This window comes from Lactonifactor longoviformis, from assembly GCF_042848515.1.
In the GTDB taxonomy this organism is placed as follows: Bacteria; Bacillota; Clostridia; order Lachnospirales; family Lachnospiraceae; genus Lactonifactor; species Lactonifactor longoviformis.
This window is the reverse complement of record NZ_AP031453.1, coordinates 1563300-1583698: the sequence shown is the minus strand read 5'-3', so window position 1 is coordinate 1583698 and position 20399 is coordinate 1563300. Positions and strand designations below refer to the sequence as shown.

Genomic DNA, 20399 nt, shown 5'->3' with positions numbered 1-20399 from the left:
CGTTCTAAATTTATAATAATACAGATACAGGAGGAAGTTCTCTTGACAAAAGAAACGTTTAATGAATTATATAGAAAAAAGGAGTTTTCCGGGCTGGCTCCCTACAAAGTTGAAAACGCTGTCATTATGGCCGCAGGATTTTCATCCAGGTTTGCCCCATTATCTGAAGTCTGCCCCAAAGCATTGTTTCCGGTTAAAGGAGAGGTATTAATTGAGCGGCAGATACGGCAGCTTCAGGATGCCGGGATACGGGATATCTATGTTGTTGTTGGTCACAAAAAAGAGTTATTCTATTATTTAAAAGAAAAATTTGGTGTCTTCATTGTGGAAAATAAGGAATATCAGTCTCGTAATAATAATTCTACGCTTTACGCTGTCAGGGATTATCTGGGAAACAGTTACATCTGCTCTTCTGATAATTACTTTACCGAGAATGTTTTTCATCCGTACGAATATCAGCCTTATTACTCATGTCTTTATGCAGAGGGGGAGACTTCAGAGTACTGCCTGACCGCCGATGAGAACGACAAAATTACCCATGTAAAAGTCGGTGGGGCTGATTCCTGGTATATGTTTGGACATGTGTATGTAAACAAAGAATTCTCCAAAAGATATATTTCCTATTTAACAAAAGAATACAATCTGCCGGAGATACGCCAGGCTTATTGGGAGGAAATCTATATGAAGCATTTGGATACCCTTACATTGTATCAGAAACGTTTTCAGCCTGGTACCATACAGGAGTTTGATTCCCTGGATGATCTGAGGGCTTTTGATTCCTTCTATGGCACCCATTCCCAGGAGGAACTTCTCCTTTTTTTAGCCAACAGCCTGTTAAGAACTTAAAGAAAAATTCTAAGCACGAAAAAGAATGGGTTGGGAAGGTTAGTGGAGATAACTAACCCTCCCAGCCCATTCTGTTTTCATAATTCCTCTATTCTCCCAGACCGCCCTCTATGGCATCAACAAGAGTTTTCAGAGCTTCTTCTTCATCTTCTCCCTCGCAAACCAGTTCTATCTCATCTCCGCACTTTACACATGCACCCAGAACACTGAGGACACTTTTTGCATTGGCTGTGCTGTTCCGGAAGCTGAATGTGATTAAGGATTTGAATTTCATTGCTTCCTTGCAAAGGATGCCAGCCGGTCTCAAATGTAATCCTGTTGGGTTTTTAATCGTTACCTTTTGACTTAACATATGCATTTCTCCCCTATCCGTCTGATTTTTCAGCTGCTGTTTTAACAAGCTGTAGTTTAACCGTTATCTCATCTACTACCTGATACTGACTTGGAACCTGTATCGTCAGCGGCACCTCGTACTCTCCGGGTGAATAACCGCTAAGATCCAGGGTGGCCGCAATGCTTGATTCGCTGAAATTAGCTAAATCTTTCTTTCTTCCCTTCAGTCGGATAGTAACCTTCTCACTGTCAAATACCACATCCATATCTCCAGGTTTTATCACCTGGATACTGGTAGTCGGAATGCTGAATTCCTGGCTGCCCAGCGGCAGTATCTTCACCTTCAGCAATATTATTTTATTTTCATTGGTTGCCAGAATAATATCTTCGGGCAGCAGCTTGCTGATATCAACCTTTACCTCAAAGTCAGCTGACTCTCCGTCCAGCTGCACTTCATCCGCAGGAATCTTAAGTGCGTTGCCATTGTCGGCAAATTCCTGAAGTGCCTCCTCTGTACCAGCAATGGTGATTGTCTCTGGAACTGATTCAATGACATCGACCTGGTACCCTGAGGCAGGCTTTCCGCTGTAATCAGCCTCTATAGCTATATTGCTTTTGGTCCTCCACAGCTCTACAGCAACATTTACCGTTGAAGATTGGTCATCTGCAAATTTAAGACTCTTTACATCGCTCTCAGACATTTCATCCTGATTTTTGTCTATAATTTTAATCGTTGACGGTATGATGGTATCTTCATTCAATCCCTCCACACTGATAGGAGCCACTACCTTGTCTATCTTTCCCATAACAGATGCCGGACCTTTGATGGTAATCTTGTCGGGATCACTGGTCATACGCCCAAGCTCATAGCCCTTCCCGGGCTTACTGCTTCCTGCATCCGGCGTCACAATAAAATCCATACTTTTAATCTCGTCAATCTCTATCTCTATGTTCTGGGGTCTGGCCTGAATATGGTCTTCTGTGATTCCAGGACAGGATACAGTTATTGGAACCATAATAGGATCAGAATCCATATCTACAATCTGCTGTAGATCTGCAACCGCAGTAATATCCTTTGCTTCCAGCCTGTCAACCACAGAGCGCTTTCCTGTTACTGAGACACTGATATTTCTCTTCGCCTCATCCACCAGCGGCATCTTCCCCATACTCTCAATATAGGTTGAATTTGTAATCTCCACAGATACATTGGAAATGGTCTGTGTCATCACCGGATCCTCAATATTTACGACCAAAAGCCACACAAACACAGCAATGAATACGGATATAATTTTCAAGGTGAATTTATTCATCAGACTTTTCTTCATGCTTCACCCTTCCTTTCCATATCCTGAACTTGGAAGTATCAGTTTTTACTTTTTTCTGTACCTTCTCCAATACCTCCCTTAATTCATCCGGCGTCAAGCCTACCTTCAGGCTTCCGCTCATAGCTACAGAAACCCGGCCGGTTTCCTCAGATACTATGATGGTAAGTGAGTCTGTCACCTCGCTGATCCCCACACCGGCTCTGTGGCGGGTTCCCAGATCCTTGCTGAGATTCATGTTGTCCGAAAGAGGCAGATAACAGGTAGCCGCCACAATCCGGTCGCCTCTCACTATGATAGCCCCGTCATGAAGAGGGGTATTATGTTCAAAAATGTTCAGCAGCAATTGGCTGGTCAATAACGAGTCCAGCATAATTCCCGTCTTTGCATACTCATTGAGCAGAATATCCTGCTCAATTACAATCAAAGCACCAGTCTTTACTTCTCCCATATCAAAGCATGCCCGGATAATTTCATTAATCGTCTTGTTGGAAAACCTTCCTTCTTCCTCTTTATTGGCATCGAAGGGCAGGATCGTGGAGACAATATTTTTATGTCCCAATTCTTCTAATGCTTTACGCAATTCCGGCTGAAAAATAATCAGAATTGCTGTAATAGCAAAACCAACACTGTTCTTGGCAATCCAAAGGATTGTCTGCATATCAAATAAATAAGCAATAAAAATGAATGCCAGTACAACCAGCATACCTTTTAACAGATTATACGCTCTGGTATTTTTAACCCACAGCATAAATTCATATACTAGAACAGAGATGATTAATATCTCAACTATATCTATCACATGGATCTTGGGGAGTGAAAGGTTAACCAGATAGCTCTTAATTAGATTTATAATATTTTCCATACCTTCACTCCTTTCTGCCAGTCCCGAAGTTTTGTCTTACAAATCTTTTAAAGAATCCTCCAGCTTTTCTTCAAAATCAAATTCAGAAAAATCAACTTTCTCCAGTGGGATATCTTCCTCTTCATCCGGCTCCCGGGAAACATTCCTCCGCTCAGTCCTTTCGTCCGGCTCTACCTGGATTTTCTTAATACTTCTTTTGGATTGCGTTACCAAAGATTTTGGAACAGCCTTTACATAGTAAACGTATTCGTCGTCCTCAAACTGGAGATTCTCGCTTCTGGAATAGTCCACTCCCAAGACAAAAAACTCCAACAGCAGCCCAAGGATACAGGACCCCACGGCTGAAATGATAACAGCAGCCATTTCATTCGTCACATCCAGGAAAAGACCCCCGGCCACCATAGTCACAATATAAATAACAGCACCTACAACAATAGCAATTCTCCAGGAATAATCCACTGCCATCTTACGGATAACATACACTAGTATTATAACCGCTGTAAAAGCAAGAATAGTCAGCCACATATTCTGGTTTTTAACTAAACCGTCCAGCAGAAACTTCAGCTTCTGCATAATATCTGTCTCGCCTTTCAGCACAGACGCTTTCTCTTTTACCAGATTCATAAAGTAATAGATAATCACACCGCAGTCTGCAGAAATAGCAGACGCCGGTCCACGGAGCAGTCCGCAGCCGATAGGGACAATAGCCGGTACCCTGAGTCCGAATGCTACAGGTGTCAGGATCATAGCCAAATTATCCTTAGAAGAAAAGCGAAGGAATAATATCATCAGCAACAGAATAAGAAGCAGCGCAAACCCAGCTACTTCCACCCCTACTGCATAGCAGTGGGCTACAATGAGGGCAAGGCCCAAAATTACCATCAGGTTCAAAGGAAGCACTGAACACAGGATCGACAGAATTAATACCACAAAGATATTGTCCAGCTTATGCATAAATCCCAGGGAAGCATTTATTCCCCTGAATGTAATAATCGCCAATAAAAACTTTAAGACAGGAAGAATAAAGGTATCATGCTCACCGTAAAAATTCTTCATCTTTTGTTTCAGTTCCAGTAAAGCTGTCATGCTCTCTTCCTCCTGACAGTATTCTTCTTGATATTTCTCTTCTCTTCCCTGTCGTACATTTTTTTAAGTTTATTCAGATCTATGTAATACTGCTGAATACTCTTCTTTGCCCTGCTGTACTTCACAGAGGTATAAATATACGTTACAATGGAATACAACACCAGTAATACCACATACCCTGCGACAACAGCAATGACCGTGGTAACTACATTCAGCTTATGGGCGTTATTCAGAAGATATTCTGCATTATAGCCTGCAATAACAGCCAGGATCATGCAGTACCCAATAGATACCAGAAAAAAGTTCTTGATTAATGCCAGCCCAATAAAATCACTGCGGTAGTATTTACTGATAGGCAGATATGTCTTCCCCTCGCCGGCTTCATAAGAAGCAAGCTTAGTCATTTGTCTGATACGCTCCAAATCTAACATAAAATACTCCTTATCAGGTACATAATTTGAAGAAGTAAAACTATCTACCCCTCCATTTACTCATACGTACTTTATTATAGCATATATCTTTTTCTAAGAAAAGGACTTTTTAGAGTCCCTTTCCCCCACAAATTGTCATAAAATACACTTTCCTCACCCCATTTTTCTTTAATATTTTACTTATATTGTCTATTGTGCTTCCTGTTGTATAAATATCATCTACGATGAGAACTGTCTTCCAGGGAAGTCGGTTATCTCTTAGATACAACGGATTAATCATAAATGCCTTTCCCAGATTTCTCCGTCTTTCTGCAGGGTCTAGTTTTTTCTGCGGAGCAGTTTCAACTACACGGAAAACTGCGTCTGCTCTCATGGGAATTCCTGTGTAATGCTCCAGCCACTTTCCTAATTCCTCTGCCTGATTATAACCTCTCTTTTTTCTCCTCTTTTTATGTACCGGTACCGGAAGAATCACATCAGGCTTCCATAGCTTCAGCTGCCTGCCCTCGTAATGCACCATTGCCCATGCATAATAATGGGCGTATTCCCGCCTTCCGTCATATTTAAATTTGAGGATTGATTCTTTCATAATTGTTTCGTAGGAAAAAATACCAAGACCCTGGTCAAAGTGATGTGTTTTTTGAGTACAGTCAAGACAGAATTCCGACTGTTCATTCATAAGTTTCTTACCGCAGCTTTTGCAGCGCGGCTCTTCAATAGGCTTCACGGCCTGCCGGCATCCGGTGCATAAAAGACTTCCTTTCGGCATTACAATGTCATGGCAGATCGGACAGCGGCGAGGATATAGGCAATCCACCGCTGCCCTTACATATTTTTTAATCTGTATCACCACCCGCCCCTTTCTGCTTCCTGTATACGAAGATCCAGTGTAGTATATCTGCTCTGTTCCATTTCATTTTCTATCATTTCTTCAAATGTTCTCTCATCACCAACCAGGGTGACGCACTTTCTGGCACGGGTTACGGCGGTATAGAGCAAATTCCTTGTCATCAGCATCTTAGGCCCCCCTAACAGGGGAATGATAACTGCCGGGTACTCACTTCCCTGAGATTTGTGAATAGTAACTGCATAGGCAAGCTCAAGCTCATCCAATTGGGAAAATGCATATTCCACATACCGGCATTCGTCATATTCCACTGTAAGAGTTTCCCCAAAGGAATTAATTTCTTTAACAATCCCCATATCACCGTTAAATACTCCCTCTCCCCGTTCTGCAGCAATCCCGTATCTTCCTCGTATCTCCCAGGGCAGCTGGTAATTGTTTTTAATCTGCATGACCTTGTCCCCTTCACGGAAAAGCCCCTGACCTTGCTCTCTTTCCTTTTTTTCCGGGGCAGGGGGATTCAGATACTGCTGCAAAATCTGATTCAGTCGTTCCACTCCCAAAAGTCCCTTCCTCATAGGAGATAAAACCTGGATATCCAGAGGCTCTGCATCCACAAACTTTGGCAGCTTCTTCTGTATCAGCGTTATAATGACGCTAATGATAACATTTGCATCATACCTTTTCAGGAAGAAAAAATCCATGCTTTTATTATCCAGCAGAACTCTCTCCCCTCGGTTAATTTTATGGGCATTCACCACAATATCGCTCTGGGTCGCCTGACGAAAAATTTTAGTCAGTTCAACCACATGAAAATTTCCGGATGCAATAATATCCTTCAGTACGCTGCCGGGTCCAACACTGGGCAGTTGGTTCACGTCCCCCACTAGTACAAGCCGGGTTCCAACTGTCACTGCAGACAAAAGTGCATGCATCAGGTGAATATCAACCATAGACATCTCATCGATAATAATAACATCTGCATCCAGGGGATTCTCCTCATTACGTTCAAAATGTGCCCCTGCAGAGGAATCTTCCGGGACTCCGGTGAGTTCCAAAAGTCTATGTATGGTCCGTGCTTCATATCCGGTAGCCTCTGTCATTCTTTTTGCAGCACGTCCAGTGGGAGCTGCCAGGAATATATCCTGCCCTTCCCCCTCAAAATATCTGATGATAGCATTTATAGTAGTTGTCTTACCTGTACCGGGGCCTCCTGTGATTACAAGTACCCCCCATCGAACTGCCTCTTTCACAGCCTCCCTCTGCCGCTCATCCAAGAGCACGTCATGGTTAGCCTCAATCCTCCTCAGCTGCTTTTCCAGCAGTGTCTCATCAACATCCTCCTTGATGTTCAATTCTCTAAGCATCTGGGCAGTATGGAGTTCCAGATGATAAAACTGACTGGCATATACGACAGGAAGGAGGACTTCAGATTTTTCATCTGCTATCTCCTTTACAACCACCTTTCGGTCCACCGCCAAATCCATCACATGCTTTTCCATATATTCTGCCTCAACCCCCAGAAGCTGGGAAGTCCGTCGCAGCAGCACCTCTTTAGGCAGATAGGTGTGGCCGTCAAAAGTCCCCTGCAGCAGTATATACAGCAGCCCGCTTCGTATTCGGTAATCAGAATCTGTATGAATTCCGATTCTTGCGGCAATCTCATCTGCCATCTTAAATCCCACACCGGAGATATCCTCTGCCATACGGTATGGATTCTCTTTCAGAACCCCATATAACTGAGGGCCATACTGCTGATAAATTTTAACACCTAAAGAAAGAGAGATGCCGTACTGTTGGAGAAAAATCATGGCTTTGCGCATATCAGCCTTCTCCTCCATCTGCTCTGCTATCTCCCGTGCTTTTCTTAGACTAATTCCCTTTATCTCCGCCAGGCGTTCCGGCTCTTCCTCTGCAATTCTGAGAGTATCATCCCCGAATCTCCTTACAATTCTGGCTGCAAGCGCTGCCCCAATACCCTTTATGGCACCTGAGCCCAGATAGCGCTCCATCGCCGCCGCATCCTGGGGTATCACAGTCTCAAAAGAAGTAATCGTGAACTGAGCTCCATAAGAGGGATGCTCGGTAAAACGCCCCTCCGCCTTGATGGTTTCTCCTTCCCCAATATACTGGAAATTACCTACACAAGTAACCTCTTCTCCACCGGAAACTAAACACATGACTGTATATCCATTTTCTTCATTTCTGAAAATAATATGGTCAATATAACCTTCTATGGTCTCTTCTACGCTCAATTGCCCTCTTCCTCTGTTTTCTAAAGTGTCTTATCCATTTTGCTCATCAGCTCCATGTATTCCCCTGTGCCAATGGCAACAGCCAGTGTAGGCTCCTCAGCCACTACCGTATTTATCCCTGTTTCTTCCTCAATTAACTGTTCCAGACCTCCCAGAAGAGCCCCGCCGCCGGTCAGAACAATTCCTCTGTCAGCTACATCTGCGGCCAGCTCCGGAGGCGTCTTCTCCAGCACACTGTGAATCGTCTCCATAATCTGGCTGGTAGCATCTTTTAATGCCTCCCTTATCTCTTCTGAGGTAAGTGCCACTGTTTTCGGAAGCCCGGTAATGGTATTACGTCCTTTGATCTCCATAACTTTAGGCTGAGGCATAGGATATACACTTCCTATCTTCACTTTTACGTCTTCCGCCGTCGGCTCACCGATCATCAGGTTATGTTTTTTCCTCACATAGCGCATAATGGCATCATCAAAGTTGTCTCCTGCCACTTTAATAGAAGTTGCGACAACCGTGCCCCCAAGGGAGATCACTGCCACATCCGTGGTACCGCCTCCGATATCTACTATCATGTTCCCAAAAGGTCTGGTAATGTCAATCCCTGCACCGATGGCTGCAGCAATTGGCTCTTCGATAATTGCCACCTCTCTGGCACCTGCCTGATAAGTAGCCTCCTCAACCGCTTTTTTCTCCACAGCTGTGACGCCGCTTGGGACACAGATGCTAATCCTCGGCTTTCTGAATGCTTTTCTTCCCATTGCTTTGGAAATAAAATACTTCAGCATCTTTTCTGTTACTTCAAAATCAGAGATAACTCCCTGACGAAGGGGGCGGACTGCGACGATGTTGCCGGGAGTTCTCCCAATCATCATCCGGGCTTCTTCCCCTACTGCCCTGATTTTATTCGTATCTTTATCATATGCTACGACGGATGGTTCCTTCAGCACAATCCCTTTTCCTTTTGCATACACCAGAATACTGGCTGTTCCCAGATCAATTCCAATATCTGTTGATGTCATATGATACCCCTTTCTATACTCCTCTGCTCAGACTTTTTGTCCTTTGTGAAGACAGACCAGACTGATGGTCACCAGCCTGGTCATCTATGATTTATTATATCCAACTTGTCCTGAAAAGAAAAGGGCTAATTACTGCAAATATTTTGCCACATATTGTCCTGTATAAGATGCTGGGTTCCGGGCAACTTCCTCGGGAGTTCCCTGGGCAATAATAGTTCCCCCCTTGTCTCCACCTTCCGGACCAATGTCTATGATATAATCAGCTGTCTTAATCACATCCAGATTATGTTCTATGACTATAACCGTGTTGCCTCCCTCCGACAGACGTTTCAATATATCAATCAGTTTATGAACATCTGCGAAATGCAGACCTGTAGTAGGCTCATCCAAAATATAGATGGTCTTTCCGGTGCTTCTCTTACTCAGCTCTGTGGCCAGCTTTATTCGCTGAGCTTCACCGCCCGATAAGGTGGTCGAAGGCTGTCCCAGACGGATATAGGACAGTCCCACATCATACAGCGTCTCAATCTTTCTTCTGATAGAAGGCAGATGTTCAAAAAACTTCATAGCCTCTTCTACTGTCATATTCAGAACATCGTAAATACTTTTCCCTTTGTATTTTACCTCCAAAGTCTCTCTGTTATACCGTTTTCCCTGGCATACTTCACAGGGAACGTAAACATCCGGCAGAAAATGCATTTCAATTTTTATAATACCGTCTCCGCTGCAGGCCTCACAGCGGCCTCCTTTAACATTAAAACTGAATCTTCCTTTTTTATACCCTCTGGCTTTGGCATCTGCCGTAGAGGCAAACAGATCACGTATCTGGTCAAACACACCTGTATACGTGGCAGGATTAGACCGCGGCGTTCTTCCTATAGGAGACTGATCGATATCAATAACCTTATCCAGCTGTTCAATCCCTGTAATGTCCTTATGCCTGCCCGGGATGGTTCTTGCCCGGTTTAGCTTTCTGGCCAGGGCTTTATATAAAATTTCATTGACAAGCGAACTTTTACCGGATCCGGATACCCCGGTAACGCAGGTCATTATCCCAAGAGGAAAACTCACGTCAATATTTTTCAGATTGTTCTCAGACGCTCCGTGGATAGTGAGAAAACCTGTGGGCTGATTTCTGACTTCAGGAACGGGAATCTTTATACGGCCGCTGAGATAGGCTCCTGTGACCGAATTTTTATTCCTCATAAGTTCTTTGGCTGTACCTATGCCGACTAACTCACCGCCATGCTCTCCGGCCCCTGATCCGATATCTACCACACAGTCAGCGGCCAGCATGGTATCCTCATCGTGCTCTACCACAATCAGACTGTTTCCCAGATCACGCAGCTGTTTCAGAGTATTCAGGAGTTTATCGTTATCCCGCTGGTGCAGCCCAATGCTGGGTTCATCCAAAATATAGGCTACTCCTACCAACCCTGACCCTATCTGAGTAGCCAGACGTATCCTCTGCGCTTCCCCACCGGACAGAGTGCCGGTAGCCCGGGACAAAGATAGATACTCCAGCCCCACATCCAGAAGAAACCCTACTCTCGCCCTTATCTCTTTCAGAATCTGATTCCCTATCATTTCCTGTGTAGGCGTAAGATTGAGACCGGAAAGGTAATCATTTAAATTTGTAATCGACAGAGAGGTAATCTCATAAATATTCTTATCTCCAACCGTTACTGCCAGAGCCTCTTTTTTCAGACGCTGTCCCCGGCAGGTCTGACACGGCGTGATTCTCATAAAGGACTCATACTCCTGCTTTGTGTACTCTGAGCCTGTTTCCCGATACCGCCTCTCAACATTTCGGATCAGACCTTCAAAAGCAACATCGTATATCCCTTCTCCTCTCTGTCCCTTATAGTATACTTTTACTTCTCTGCCATTGGTTCCGTTAATTATTATGTCCTTGATATTATCCGGGTACTCTTGGAACGGTGTATCCAGGCTGAACTTATATTCTTTTGCCAGGGCCTCCAGTATCGCCCGGGTATAGCTTGATTTGTCTGTACAGGACTGCCATCCCATCACTGCAATGGCCCCTTCCGCAATGCTGAGACTTTTATCCGGTATCATGAGATCAATATCAAATTCCATCTTATATCCCAGTCCATAACAGGAAGGACAGGCGCCAAATGGATTGTTGAAAGAAAAGATCCTGGGTTCTATCTCATCAATGCTGATCCCGCAGTCCGGGCAGGCAAAGCTCTGACTAAAATTCATAGCAGTACCATCCATGAGATCCACTACCAGCTTTCCCTCTGCAAGCTCCAGCACACTCTCTATAGAATCTGTCAGCCTTTTTTGGATCCCGTCTTTTACTACAAGTCTGTCCACCACAATTTCTATATTGTGCTTAATATTTTTATCTAATGAAATCTCTTCGGAAAGTTCATAAAGGCTGCCGTCCACCTGGACACGCACATATCCGCTTTTTCTAGCCTGCTCGAAAAGCTTGGCATGGGTTCCTTTCCGCCCCCTGACCACAGGCGCCAAAAGCTGTATCTTGGTCCTCTCCGGAAGTTCCATAATATGGTCCACCATCTGATCTACTGTCTGCTTTTTGATCTCTTTTCCGCACTTGGGACAATGGGGAATCCCAATCCTGGCATATAAAAGCCTAAAATAATCATAAATCTCTGTCACAGTTCCCACGGTAGACCTGGGATTCCTGTTCGTAGATTTCTGATCGATAGAGATAGCCGGAGGCAGACCTTCTATACTCTCCACATTGGGCTTTTCCATCTGCCCAAGAAACTGCCTGGCATAAGAAGACAGAGACTCCATATAACGCCTCTGCCCTTCCGCATAAATCGTATCAAACGCCAAAGAAGATTTCCCAGACCCACTGAGTCCCGTAAGAACTACCAATTCATTCCTTGGAATATCCACGCTGAGATTCTTTAAATTATTCTCATTGGCTCCCCGTATTCTTATAAATTGTTTTCCTTTATTTCTCGCAGCCATAGTATCTCCTCATCTATTGTAATACATTATTCTTCTAGTGTATCACAACCGTATCTATATTGCAAACATTTGTTCGTTTTGTTGTTTTCATTGCTTCGCTGTAATACTAACAATAGAAGTTCCTCTTGTCAATATAATGTTGGACTTTTATTGTCCATTTTGTCAAATGATAGTTTTGTGTAATAGTTTTGTGTATGTGAAGTTCGGGGTTATGTAGTCGGCGAGCAGAGCGTTGCAGACAGACGGATATAGGAGGGAGCACCGGGGAGACAGGGCCAGGCCAGGGGCCGGGGGATAGGGACAAGTCAGGGAGGTTAAGCGGAGTGAGCCGAAGATCCAGTCCACCAGCTGATTAACGAGGAAGGCTTTCCTGACGAGTTTAGCAGCTGGTAGGACTTAGCTTAGGGGAACGGAGCCTCGAGCTGACTTGTCCCTATCCCCCGGCCCCTGGCCTGGCCCTGTCTCCCCGGTGCTCCCTCCTATATCCTGGCAGAGACTCACTTCACATTCACGGAAAACGGGTGGGGAAGGTCGAACGTTGTACACTTTTCATATTATTCATCATTTATGATCGCTCGATGTTTTAGATAAACATCCAAACCGGTTACCGTTATCACTTCCATACTTTCTGGCTACATTACAGCTATATTCTATCTGACAAATTTACAGCCATTTCCTATGTGTAAGATTTCATTCCCGTTCTGATAAATCTCCCCCTGGAACTTCCCTATACCCAGGTGAGAGGAATCCTGCGGCGGTGGGCTGGCTGGTTTGGACAGGAGGAAGGCTTAAGGTCCGCGGACGATTCCGCAGGAGTGAATAGAGAGTCTTAGGCAAAACCGGGATTCCCGCAGGAGATTTTTTCGGCAGTCCGAGCCGAAAAAAAGTGAGCATGGGCAGAGAATGCACATCAAGCATTCTTTGACCATACGAACGGTGCTCCGGCGGGGATTCCGGTTTTGTCTTAGACTCTCTTCGCGACGGAGGTGTCCCCGGAACTTAAGCCTTTCTCCCGTCCGAACCAGTCAACCCGCTACCGCGGGATTCCTCTCACCGTCCCCCTGCCACACAGCACCTGCCGTCATGAAGCATCTTGAGCCGAAGTCCACGTAGTTATATCCCTAAATTCTATACACCGCAAACAAAAAAGAAACCCAAAAAAGCAAAGTCATCCCTTGCCTTCCCAGGTTCCCGCATCATCCATCTACTTATCCATCTTTCGGTAGCAATACTGTATCAAATCTTTTCTAGTAATAATACCAATAAAATTATTCTGATCATCCACTACAGGCACAAAATTCTGATTCATCGCCTTATCAATCAAATCTTCCATATTACATTCAATATGTACCGGCTGATAATCCGTGCGGCGGGGAATCTTTGTAATAGGAATGGTCTCGGCCCTTCTCAGATTAAGATTCTGCTGATTTTTAATCCCCCACAGCAAATCTCCCTCTGTAATGGTACCCACGTATTTCCCGTCTATACTAATCATAGGGATACAGGAATATTTGTGGTATTCCATTTTCTCCATCACCTGGCGTAAGGTATCATCATCGAATACATATGCTACATCTTTTTTCGGTGTGAGGAAAAACAATATATTCATTCTGTAACATCTCCTATTTCTTCGTTCTTAGCTATTTTACAACAAAAAGTCCGACATTACCATATTGCTGAGGGAGATTCCTTCTCTGGTTAGAAATATCCGGCTGTTTTGGGCTTCAAGAAGACCCAGGGAAAGATATTTATCTATCGGCTGTTTATAGACATCTTCAATGTTTTTATGAAACGCGTGTATAAAGTCCTGCCTGCCGATCCCCTCTGTGAGACGGAGCCCCAGGAACATAAATTCTTCCATCTGCTTCTTTTCATCCAGGGCTTCTGTTTGGCTGTGTATCTTCCATGGATCAGAACTATGTTCCAAATACCATGTCCAATCAGAAGTATTGGAAAACCTCACCTCTCGGATCAGCGACGCTGCCCCTAAGCCCAGTCCCAGATAATTTTTTCTTTTCCAGTATCCTACATTATGGCGGCAGGCATATCCGGGCTTTGCATAATTGGAAATCTCATACTGAAGATAGCCATGTTCCCTCAGCAGATTATGAGTGAGTTCATACATAGCCCTCTCCTCTTCCTCTGGGGGCAAGGTCAGTTTCTGTCTGTAAAAAGGGGTCCCTTCTTCGATAATCAGGCTGTATGCGGAAATGTGTTCCGGAGCAAGCTTTACAGCCTGCCTGAGATTCTCTTCCCAACCCTGCAGGGTTTGGTATGGAATACCTGACATCAAATCAATATTTATATTAGTAAATCCGGCATTTCTGGCCTGCTCATAGTTCTCAGCAAACACCTCACAGGTATGAATCCTGCCCAAACACTTTAAATCTTCATTTTTAAAGGACTGGAGTCCCATACTCAGTCTGTTAATCCCCATGCTGCGATAGGCTCTGAGCTTGTCCCGATTAAGAGTTCCCGGATTCGCCTCTATGGTAATCTCTCCAAGTTTCCGGATGGAAAATGTCTGTCTGAGGCTTTCCATAATTCTTTCCATCTGTGACGCATTCAGAATACTAGGAGTCCCTCCTCCTAAAAATACTGAAGTCACCTCATATTCCAGGGCAAATTCTTTGTATGCGCTAATCTCTTTGAGAAGGGCTTCAGTATACGCCTCTCTCTCTGCCTCATTTCCCTGAAAAGAGAGAAAATCACAGTAACTGCATTTTTTCAGGCAGAACGGAATATGCAGATACAGTTCTAATTCCTCAGTCATAGCTTTATTTATCATCCAGTTTCAGGACACTCATAAAGGCTTTCTGAGGGATCTCCACATTGCCTACCTGACGCATCCTTTTCTTTCCTTCCTTCTGTTTTTCCAGAAGCTTTCTCTTACGGGAGATATCACCACCGTAGCATTTAGCCAGAACATCCTTTCGCATGGCCTTCACAGTCTCTCTTGCAATAATCTTGCTGCCAATGGCTGCCTGGATAGGAATTTCAAAGAGCTGTCTGGGTATCTCCTCTTTCAGCTTCTCGCACATTCTGCGCCCCCGTTCATAAGCAGTTTCCCCATGCACAATAAAGGACAAGGCATCCACCTCTTCCTTATTCACCAGAATATCCAGTTTCACCAATTCACTTCTTTGATATCCGGCCATCTCATAGTCGAAGGAGGCATAACCTCTGGACCGTGATTTTAAGGCATCAAAAAAGTCATAGATGATCTCATTCAGAGGAAGAACGTATTTTAGCAGCGCTCTGGTGGTCTCCATATATTCCATCCCCTGATACTGGCCCCTGCGCTCCTGACAGAGATCCATAATCGGTCCGATAAACTCTGTAGTTACCATAATCTCTGCATTCACCACAGGTTCCTCCATATAATCAATCTCAGAGGGATCCGGCAGGTTCGAGGGATTCGTCAGCTCCATAACATCTCCATTGGTCTTGTATACCTTATAGATAACGCCTGGTGCCGTAGTCACCAAATCCAGATTATATTCTCTTTCCAACCGCTCCTGAATGATCTCCAGATGAAGGAGCCCAAGGAATCCGCAGCGGAATCCAAAGCCCAGGGCTACTGATGTTTCCGGTTCAAACTGCAGAGAAGCATCATTTAACTGCAGCTTTTCTAAAGCATCCCTCAAATCTTGGTATTTCGCACCGTCTGCAGGATACATACCGCAGTAAACCATAGGGTTTACCTTTTTATATCCGGGAAGGGGTTTTTCACAAGGCCTGTCCGCATCGGTAATCGTGTCACCCACCCGGGTGTCCTTAACATTTTTAATACTGGCTGTAACGTAGCCTACCATGCCTGCACTCAGCTCCTCACAGGGAATAAACTGTCCGGCTCCAAAATAGCCAACCTCCACTACTTCTTCCACTGCCTGAGTGGCCATCATAAGAATTCTGGTGCCCTTTTTTACAGTACCTTCCTTAATTCTGCAGAATACTATAACCCCCTTATAGGCGTCATAGACTGAATCAAAAATCAGAGCCTGAAGCGGACTTGCCGGATCTCCGTTAGGCGCCGGTATCTTCTTCACAATCTTTTCCAGAACCGCCTCCACATTGGTTCCCATTTTCGCAGATATCAAAGGAGCATCCTCTGCCTCTATTCCAATGACATCTTCAATCTCACTGATGACTCTCTCCGGATCTGCACTGGGCAGATCAATCTTGTTAATTACAGGCATCACATCCAGGTCGTGATCCAGGGCAAGGTATACATTAGCCAGTGTCTGTGCTTCAATTCCCTGGGCAGCATCTACCACTAGGATTGCACCGTCACAGGCTGCCAGACTGCGTGAAACCTCGTAATTAAAGTCCACATGGCCAGGCGTGTCAATAAGATTGAAAATATATTCCTCCCCATCTTCAGCCTTATAAACTGTCCGCACAGTCTGTGCCTTAATGGTAATCCCTCTCTCTCTTTCCAGGTCCATATTATCCAGCACCTGTGCCTGCATTTCTCTATCCGTAAGCAGTCCGGTTTTCTCTATAATCCGATCCGCCAGCGTTGATTTTCCATGGTCAATATGTGCAATGATGCAAAAATTTCTGATTTTACTTTGGTCAATTCCTGCCATTGTACTTCCTCCTAACTGTTATACAGACAGCAAGAATTACCTGGTCCCAGGTAATTCCTCCCATCTATCCTTGACCATTGATTATAACACATTAAATGCAGACTTGTCATTCACCTTTTAATACTTTATTTAAAATATCTGCCAGAGGTTCCATAGCGTTCTTTACCTCTGCGACGGTATTTGTCTGGGCACCGCATTCTACCAGCAGTGACTTCGGGCGCATATGCAGGTTATAACGGTATCCTTTCAGATAGATGCATCTGGTAAAGTCAGGATAATACTTCTTCGCCTCCAGGGACAGCTGCAGTGATAATGCCAGATTATCCTGAATATATGGATTTGGCAGAGAAGGGATATCTCCGTTTTTAGTTGTTCTGCTCAGACCGTTAAAAAACATAATCTGCGCGGTGGGTTTTCCGTTTACATCCGTAACGAGCTTTTTCCCCTCCGCAATCCCGTCCCTGTGCAGGTCAATCACCACTTCAATACTGGGATTTTCCTCTAAAATCTGCTGAATCTTATCTCCGGCATAGTTGTAAGCCTTGTTTCTGTCCAGTTTACCGTCCACCATGTCGAAAACATCCGTCACATGAATCACATTGTAGTCATATTTCTGGCTGAGCAGATCTGTCAGATATTCCCCCACCCCTACAACGGTTGTGCTTGTGTCTCCGGGCACAGAGTCTGCAAAGTCTTCCTGGGAATGGCTGTGGTATATCAGGATCTGGGGTTTGTCATTTCCCGTCTGCATACGGAGATCCTTCTGCACCAGTTCGGGCGCATTCAGCTGTTCGCTGTTGATCGTTGTGGTCTTATCAATCACAAAAAAGTTATTAATCACATAATCATAATCCTGGAATTTTTCCAGAGGAATGTCTGTGACAGGAGCCCGTTCCTGTATCCCGGCCGCAGAAGCGTCCTCCGTCTCCTGCGTTTTTTCCGCCTCTGCGGCCTGGGGCGCATCTTCTTCCCCTGCCCCCACAGGCCCGGCCTCCTGGTTCTCCTCCAGTATTTTAGCCTCCAGGAATCCGGAGTTCTCAGCAACTATTTTGTCATAGGTGGTACTGCTCTCTACTGCAGTCTTATACGCATTTTCCTGATCCAGATAATTCAGAAAAGGCACCTGCTCCAGTACTCTTCCCAAAATCCACTGGACTGTCGCTTCCTCAGGTGCCTTTTCTTCCGTTTCCGTATATAATAGTCCCGGCATGTATACTTCTATTGCCTTCTCTTCTGCATCTGCCAAAAAACGTTCTGCAATCTTCCCGTCTCCATTTAGATATTCTGCCTTTATGATCAAAGAGCCTTTTCCAAGAACATAGCCCCCCAATGCGATCAGTGCCGTTATAAGGAGTACGCGGACTGCCTTCTGAATTATTGTCTCTTTCTCCACTCCATCACCTCATATCTATATATGAAGTTTTGGGACGGATTATACTTTAGAAAATGCAATATTCAGCCCTTCTGATATAGTATAGGAAAGTCTCTTCATTGTTTCGTCCACATCTTTCGGGGTAACAAACATGCTGTAGAGAGGAGGAGTTATCATCTCATCCAGAAATTCCTTTTTCTCTGCTTCGTCCAGCGCATCCAAAAGATGAGCCATAGCATCGTATACAATCGTTGCCGCATCCACTACGGTAGGTACTCCGATGCCAATTACCATCACCCCCAGTGTCTCCCTGGTAAGTCCGTTTCTGTGGTTGCCCACACCTGAGCCGGGATGGATTCCTGTGTCCGTTATCTGAATAGTCCGGTTCAGACGTTTCGTGCTTCTGGCTGCCAGGGCATCAATAGCGATTACCACATCCGGTTTCGTCTCATCCACAACACCCTTAATAATTTCCAGAGTTTCCATACCAGTCTGTGCCATTACCCCGGGAACAAGACCGCTTACACAGTGAGCCTGATCTTCCCCCATCCCCTGAACACCATATTCTCTGATGACATGTCGGGTAATCCTCAGATTGGATATTACTTCCGGTCCTAAACAGTCTGGAGTTATATCCCGGTTTCCAAGCCCTACCACCAATACGGTCAACTCTCCCTTTTTGGGGATCAGCTTCCGGATATGCTTTGCCAGAACCTTTGAAATTTCTCTGTGGTATTCATCGTCCGGAACCGACATATTGGGGGCCTCAAGTGTGATATAGGTGCCCTGAGGCCGGCCCATAGCCTTTGCCCCGTTTTCTGTCTCAATTTTTACCGTGGTGGTACGGATGTCTTTCTCTTCATTATAATCTTCGTCGATTACAACCCCACGTATCTCTACATTGTCCTCCTCAAACCGCTCCGTAGTCTCTAATGCCAGATCTGTGCGAATCCTCTGTGTTCCTATCATATCCTGTCTCCTTTGCCATAATTGCTTTTTACTATTTTTTACAGTTTTTCATATTTTATGTATTGACAATCAGGAGATAATCAACTAAAATAAATGAGTATGTTCGAATTAGGGTGCCCGTGTCTGCTCTAATCCAACAATGAATCAAAAAGAATAAGCATATATTGGAGGTGTACGGTTTGGCAAATATTAAATCTGCTAAAAAAAGAGTATTAGTAAACAGAACAAAAGCAGCAAGAAATAAATCAATTAAATCAGCAGTTAAAACATCCATCAAAAAGGTAGAAGCTGCAGTAGCTGCAAAGGACAAAGAGGCAGCAGTGGCTGCTTTAACAGAAGCAACAGCTACTATTAATAAGGCAGCATCTAAAGGTGTTTATCATAAAAACAACTCTGCAAGAAAAGTATCCCGTTTATCAAAAGCCGTTAACTCAATCGCTTAAGATAAATATATAAAGAACCCCCACTGTTCCGTCATTCAGTGAAGGTTCTTTTTTTATTGCCTATTTAATTTCCGCTGAATTTCACCAGCAGCAGTTCCACACTCATCACATCACCTATCCGACCGGTTTTCACATCTTCCTCAGCCTTTACGCACTCCTCCACAGTACTTCTGAGCTGCTCCGAAGTATATTGCCTTGCGTAACTCAGGTAATTGCGTACCACAAAATGCTGGAGTCCGGTCTTCTTGCCGATTCCCTGATTGTCATATCCTTGATTCTGCAGTTCTTTCACCTGCAGAATCAAATTAAACTGCCGGGCCAGAAGAAATAAAATACGCATAGGAGGTTCTTTAAGGGACAGCAGGTCATAATATAGATCCAGGGCTTTCTTCTGATTTTTTTCGGTAACTGCCCGAATCATGTCAAAAATCTTATTGGTCGTCTGAGTGGTACAGATTGCCTCAATATCGTCAGCCGTAATCACGTCTCTGTCCATAGTGTAACAGAGCAGTTTTTCTGCCTCACGTTCAATGTTTCCCATATCACTTCCTGTTTTGGATAGAAACAGTTCCATATCTTTCTGTGTAATATTTTTCCCCTCTTTTTTTAAAATCCCAAGCACCCAGCGCATCAAAGTCTTGCTGTCCTGTATGCCGAATTCTACAATTCTCCCCTGCTTTTTTACCGCCTTATACATACGGCTCCTCTTATCTATTTCTTCTTCTACAAAGATCATACACAGGTATTCGGGCAGTCCTTCCCCTAAGTAATCAGCCAGTTCCTGACATTGATTCTTAAAAAACCCCGTGTTTTGGAGAATGATAACTCTCCGGTCCGCAAAAAAAGGCATAGTCTCAGCCAAAGCAATCACTTCCCCCGGGGCCACCTTCTTCCCCTCAAAATAACTGTAATTCATAGAATCGTCTTCCGGCAAAAGCGCTGCCCTCATTTTATTTTTATACTGTTGTTTCAGATAGGCTTCAGGTCCGCAGAACAGATACACCCTGCTAAAGCTCTGATTTTTAATATCTTCCTGTAAACTTTTCATATTCACT

17 protein-coding genes are annotated in these 20399 nt (G+C 44.4%); 2 read left to right on the top strand and 15 right to left on the bottom strand.

Annotated elements, in window-relative coordinates:
* Positions 1-42 precede the first annotated feature (42 nt).
* The gene (locus ACGHCT_RS07375) at positions 43-846 is read left to right on the top strand and encodes an NTP transferase domain-containing protein (RefSeq protein WP_072853718.1); all 804 of its coding nucleotides are present in this window, start codon (positions 43-45) and stop codon (positions 844-846) included.
* 88 nt (positions 847-934) lie between these two features.
* On the opposite strand, the gene ACGHCT_RS07370 is transcribed toward ACGHCT_RS07375, so the two are convergent.
* The 14 genes from ACGHCT_RS07370 to gpr form a co-directional block, all read right to left on the bottom strand.
* On the bottom strand, positions 935-1198 hold the full coding sequence (locus tag ACGHCT_RS07370; RefSeq protein ID WP_072853720.1) for an HPr family phosphocarrier protein: 264 nt from the start codon (positions 1196-1198) through the stop codon (positions 935-937).
* Between the two features lie 13 nt (positions 1199-1211).
* Complete coding sequence (locus ACGHCT_RS07365) at positions 1212-2504, bottom strand: YbbR-like domain-containing protein (protein ID WP_390439216.1); 1293 nt, start codon at positions 2502-2504, stop codon at positions 1212-1214.
* Positions 2482-3366, bottom strand: coding sequence for a diadenylate cyclase CdaA (gene cdaA / locus ACGHCT_RS07360; protein ID WP_072853724.1), 885 nt, complete (start codon positions 3364-3366; stop codon positions 2482-2484). Before cdaA ends, ACGHCT_RS07365 begins: the two co-directional genes overlap by 23 nt.
* 36 nt (positions 3367-3402) lie before the next feature.
* The gene (locus ACGHCT_RS07355) at positions 3403-4452 is read right to left on the bottom strand and encodes a hypothetical protein (protein WP_072853727.1); all 1050 of its coding nucleotides are present in this window, start codon (positions 4450-4452) and stop codon (positions 3403-3405) included.
* Positions 4449-4883, bottom strand: coding sequence for a hypothetical protein (locus tag ACGHCT_RS07350; protein WP_072853729.1), 435 nt, complete (start codon positions 4881-4883; stop codon positions 4449-4451). The genes ACGHCT_RS07355 and ACGHCT_RS07350 overlap by 4 nt, the downstream gene beginning before the upstream one ends.
* 109 nt (positions 4884-4992) lie before the next feature.
* Positions 4993-5733 (bottom strand): ComF family protein, encoded by a 741-nt coding sequence (locus ACGHCT_RS07345; protein ID WP_139249501.1) that lies wholly within the window; start codon positions 5731-5733, stop codon positions 4993-4995.
* A complete protein-coding gene (locus ACGHCT_RS07340; protein WP_390439213.1) occupies positions 5730-7982 on the bottom strand; it encodes an ATP-dependent RecD-like DNA helicase in 2253 nt (750 codons plus the stop codon). The genes ACGHCT_RS07345 and ACGHCT_RS07340 overlap by 4 nt, the downstream gene beginning before the upstream one ends.
* A 20-nt stretch (positions 7983-8002) precedes the next feature.
* Positions 8003-8998, bottom strand: coding sequence for a rod shape-determining protein (locus tag ACGHCT_RS07335; protein ID WP_072853733.1), 996 nt, complete (start codon positions 8996-8998; stop codon positions 8003-8005).
* Positions 8999-9127: 129 nt separating this feature from the next.
* Positions 9128-11968: an excinuclease ABC subunit UvrA gene (uvrA, locus tag ACGHCT_RS07330; protein ID WP_390439210.1), complete on the bottom strand. Its 2841-nt coding sequence runs from the start codon at positions 11966-11968 to the stop codon at positions 9128-9130.
* 1204 nt (positions 11969-13172) lie between these two features.
* Entirely contained in the window at positions 13173-13577 is a 405-nt protein-coding gene (locus tag ACGHCT_RS07325; RefSeq protein WP_072853862.1) for a CBS domain-containing protein, read from the bottom strand.
* Positions 13578-13613: 36 nt separating this feature from the next.
* Complete coding sequence (gene hemW, locus ACGHCT_RS07320) at positions 13614-14741, bottom strand: radical SAM family heme chaperone HemW (RefSeq protein ID WP_390439209.1); 1128 nt, start codon at positions 14739-14741, stop codon at positions 13614-13616.
* Between the two features lie 4 nt (positions 14742-14745).
* On the bottom strand, positions 14746-16560 hold the full coding sequence (lepA, locus tag ACGHCT_RS07315; RefSeq protein WP_072853861.1) for a translation elongation factor 4: 1815 nt from the start codon (positions 16558-16560) through the stop codon (positions 14746-14748).
* 106 nt (positions 16561-16666) lie between these two features.
* The gene (locus tag ACGHCT_RS07310; RefSeq protein ID WP_390439207.1) at positions 16667-17953 is read right to left on the bottom strand and encodes a stage II sporulation protein P; all 1287 of its coding nucleotides are present in this window, start codon (positions 17951-17953) and stop codon (positions 16667-16669) included.
* 39 nt (positions 17954-17992) lie between these two features.
* On the bottom strand, positions 17993-18901 hold the full coding sequence (gpr, locus tag ACGHCT_RS07305) for a GPR endopeptidase (RefSeq protein WP_072853859.1): 909 nt from the start codon (positions 18899-18901) through the stop codon (positions 17993-17995).
* 179 nt (positions 18902-19080) lie between these two features.
* Here gpr and rpsT point away from each other — a divergent pair, with 179 nt between their 5' ends.
* Complete coding sequence (gene rpsT, locus ACGHCT_RS07300) at positions 19081-19344, top strand: 30S ribosomal protein S20 (protein WP_084068046.1); 264 nt, start codon at positions 19081-19083, stop codon at positions 19342-19344.
* Between the two features lie 64 nt (positions 19345-19408).
* Here rpsT and holA read toward each other — a convergent pair whose 3' ends face one another.
* Positions 19409-20392, bottom strand: coding sequence for a DNA polymerase III subunit delta (gene holA / locus ACGHCT_RS07295; protein WP_072853857.1), 984 nt, complete (start codon positions 20390-20392; stop codon positions 19409-19411).
* Positions 20393-20399 lie beyond the last annotated feature (7 nt).

Bases quoted from the DNA above. Each gene is read 5' to 3' on its own strand.
- ACGHCT_RS07335 (WP_072853733.1), bottom strand. From the start codon at position 8,998: ATGACATCAACAGATATTGGAATTGATCTGGGAACAGCCAGTATTCTG.
- cdaA (WP_072853724.1), bottom strand. From the start codon at position 3,366: ATGGAAAATATTATAAATCTAATTAAGAGCTATCTGGTTAACCTTTCA.
- holA (WP_072853857.1), bottom strand. From the start codon at position 20,392: ATGAAAAGTTTACAGGAAGATATTAAAAATCAGAGCTTTAGCAGGGTG.
- hemW (WP_390439209.1), bottom strand. From the start codon at position 14,741: ATGACTGAGGAATTAGAACTGTATCTGCATATTCCGTTCTGCCTGAAA.
- gpr (WP_072853859.1), bottom strand. From the start codon at position 18,901: ATGATAGGAACACAGAGGATTCGCACAGATCTGGCATTAGAGACTACG.
- lepA (WP_072853861.1), bottom strand. From the start codon at position 16,560: ATGGCAGGAATTGACCAAAGTAAAATCAGAAATTTTTGCATCATTGCA.
- ACGHCT_RS07370 (WP_072853720.1), bottom strand. From the start codon at position 1,198: ATGTTAAGTCAAAAGGTAACGATTAAAAACCCAACAGGATTACATTTG.
- uvrA (WP_390439210.1), bottom strand. From the start codon at position 11,968: ATGGCTGCGAGAAATAAAGGAAAACAATTTATAAGAATACGGGGAGCC.
- ACGHCT_RS07350 (WP_072853729.1), bottom strand. From the start codon at position 4,883: ATGTTAGATTTGGAGCGTATCAGACAAATGACTAAGCTTGCTTCTTAT.
- ACGHCT_RS07325 (WP_072853862.1), bottom strand. From the start codon at position 13,577: ATGAATATATTGTTTTTCCTCACACCGAAAAAAGATGTAGCATATGTA.
- ACGHCT_RS07355 (WP_072853727.1), bottom strand. From the start codon at position 4,452: ATGACAGCTTTACTGGAACTGAAACAAAAGATGAAGAATTTTTACGGT.
- ACGHCT_RS07365 (WP_390439216.1), bottom strand. From the start codon at position 2,504: ATGAAGAAAAGTCTGATGAATAAATTCACCTTGAAAATTATATCCGTA.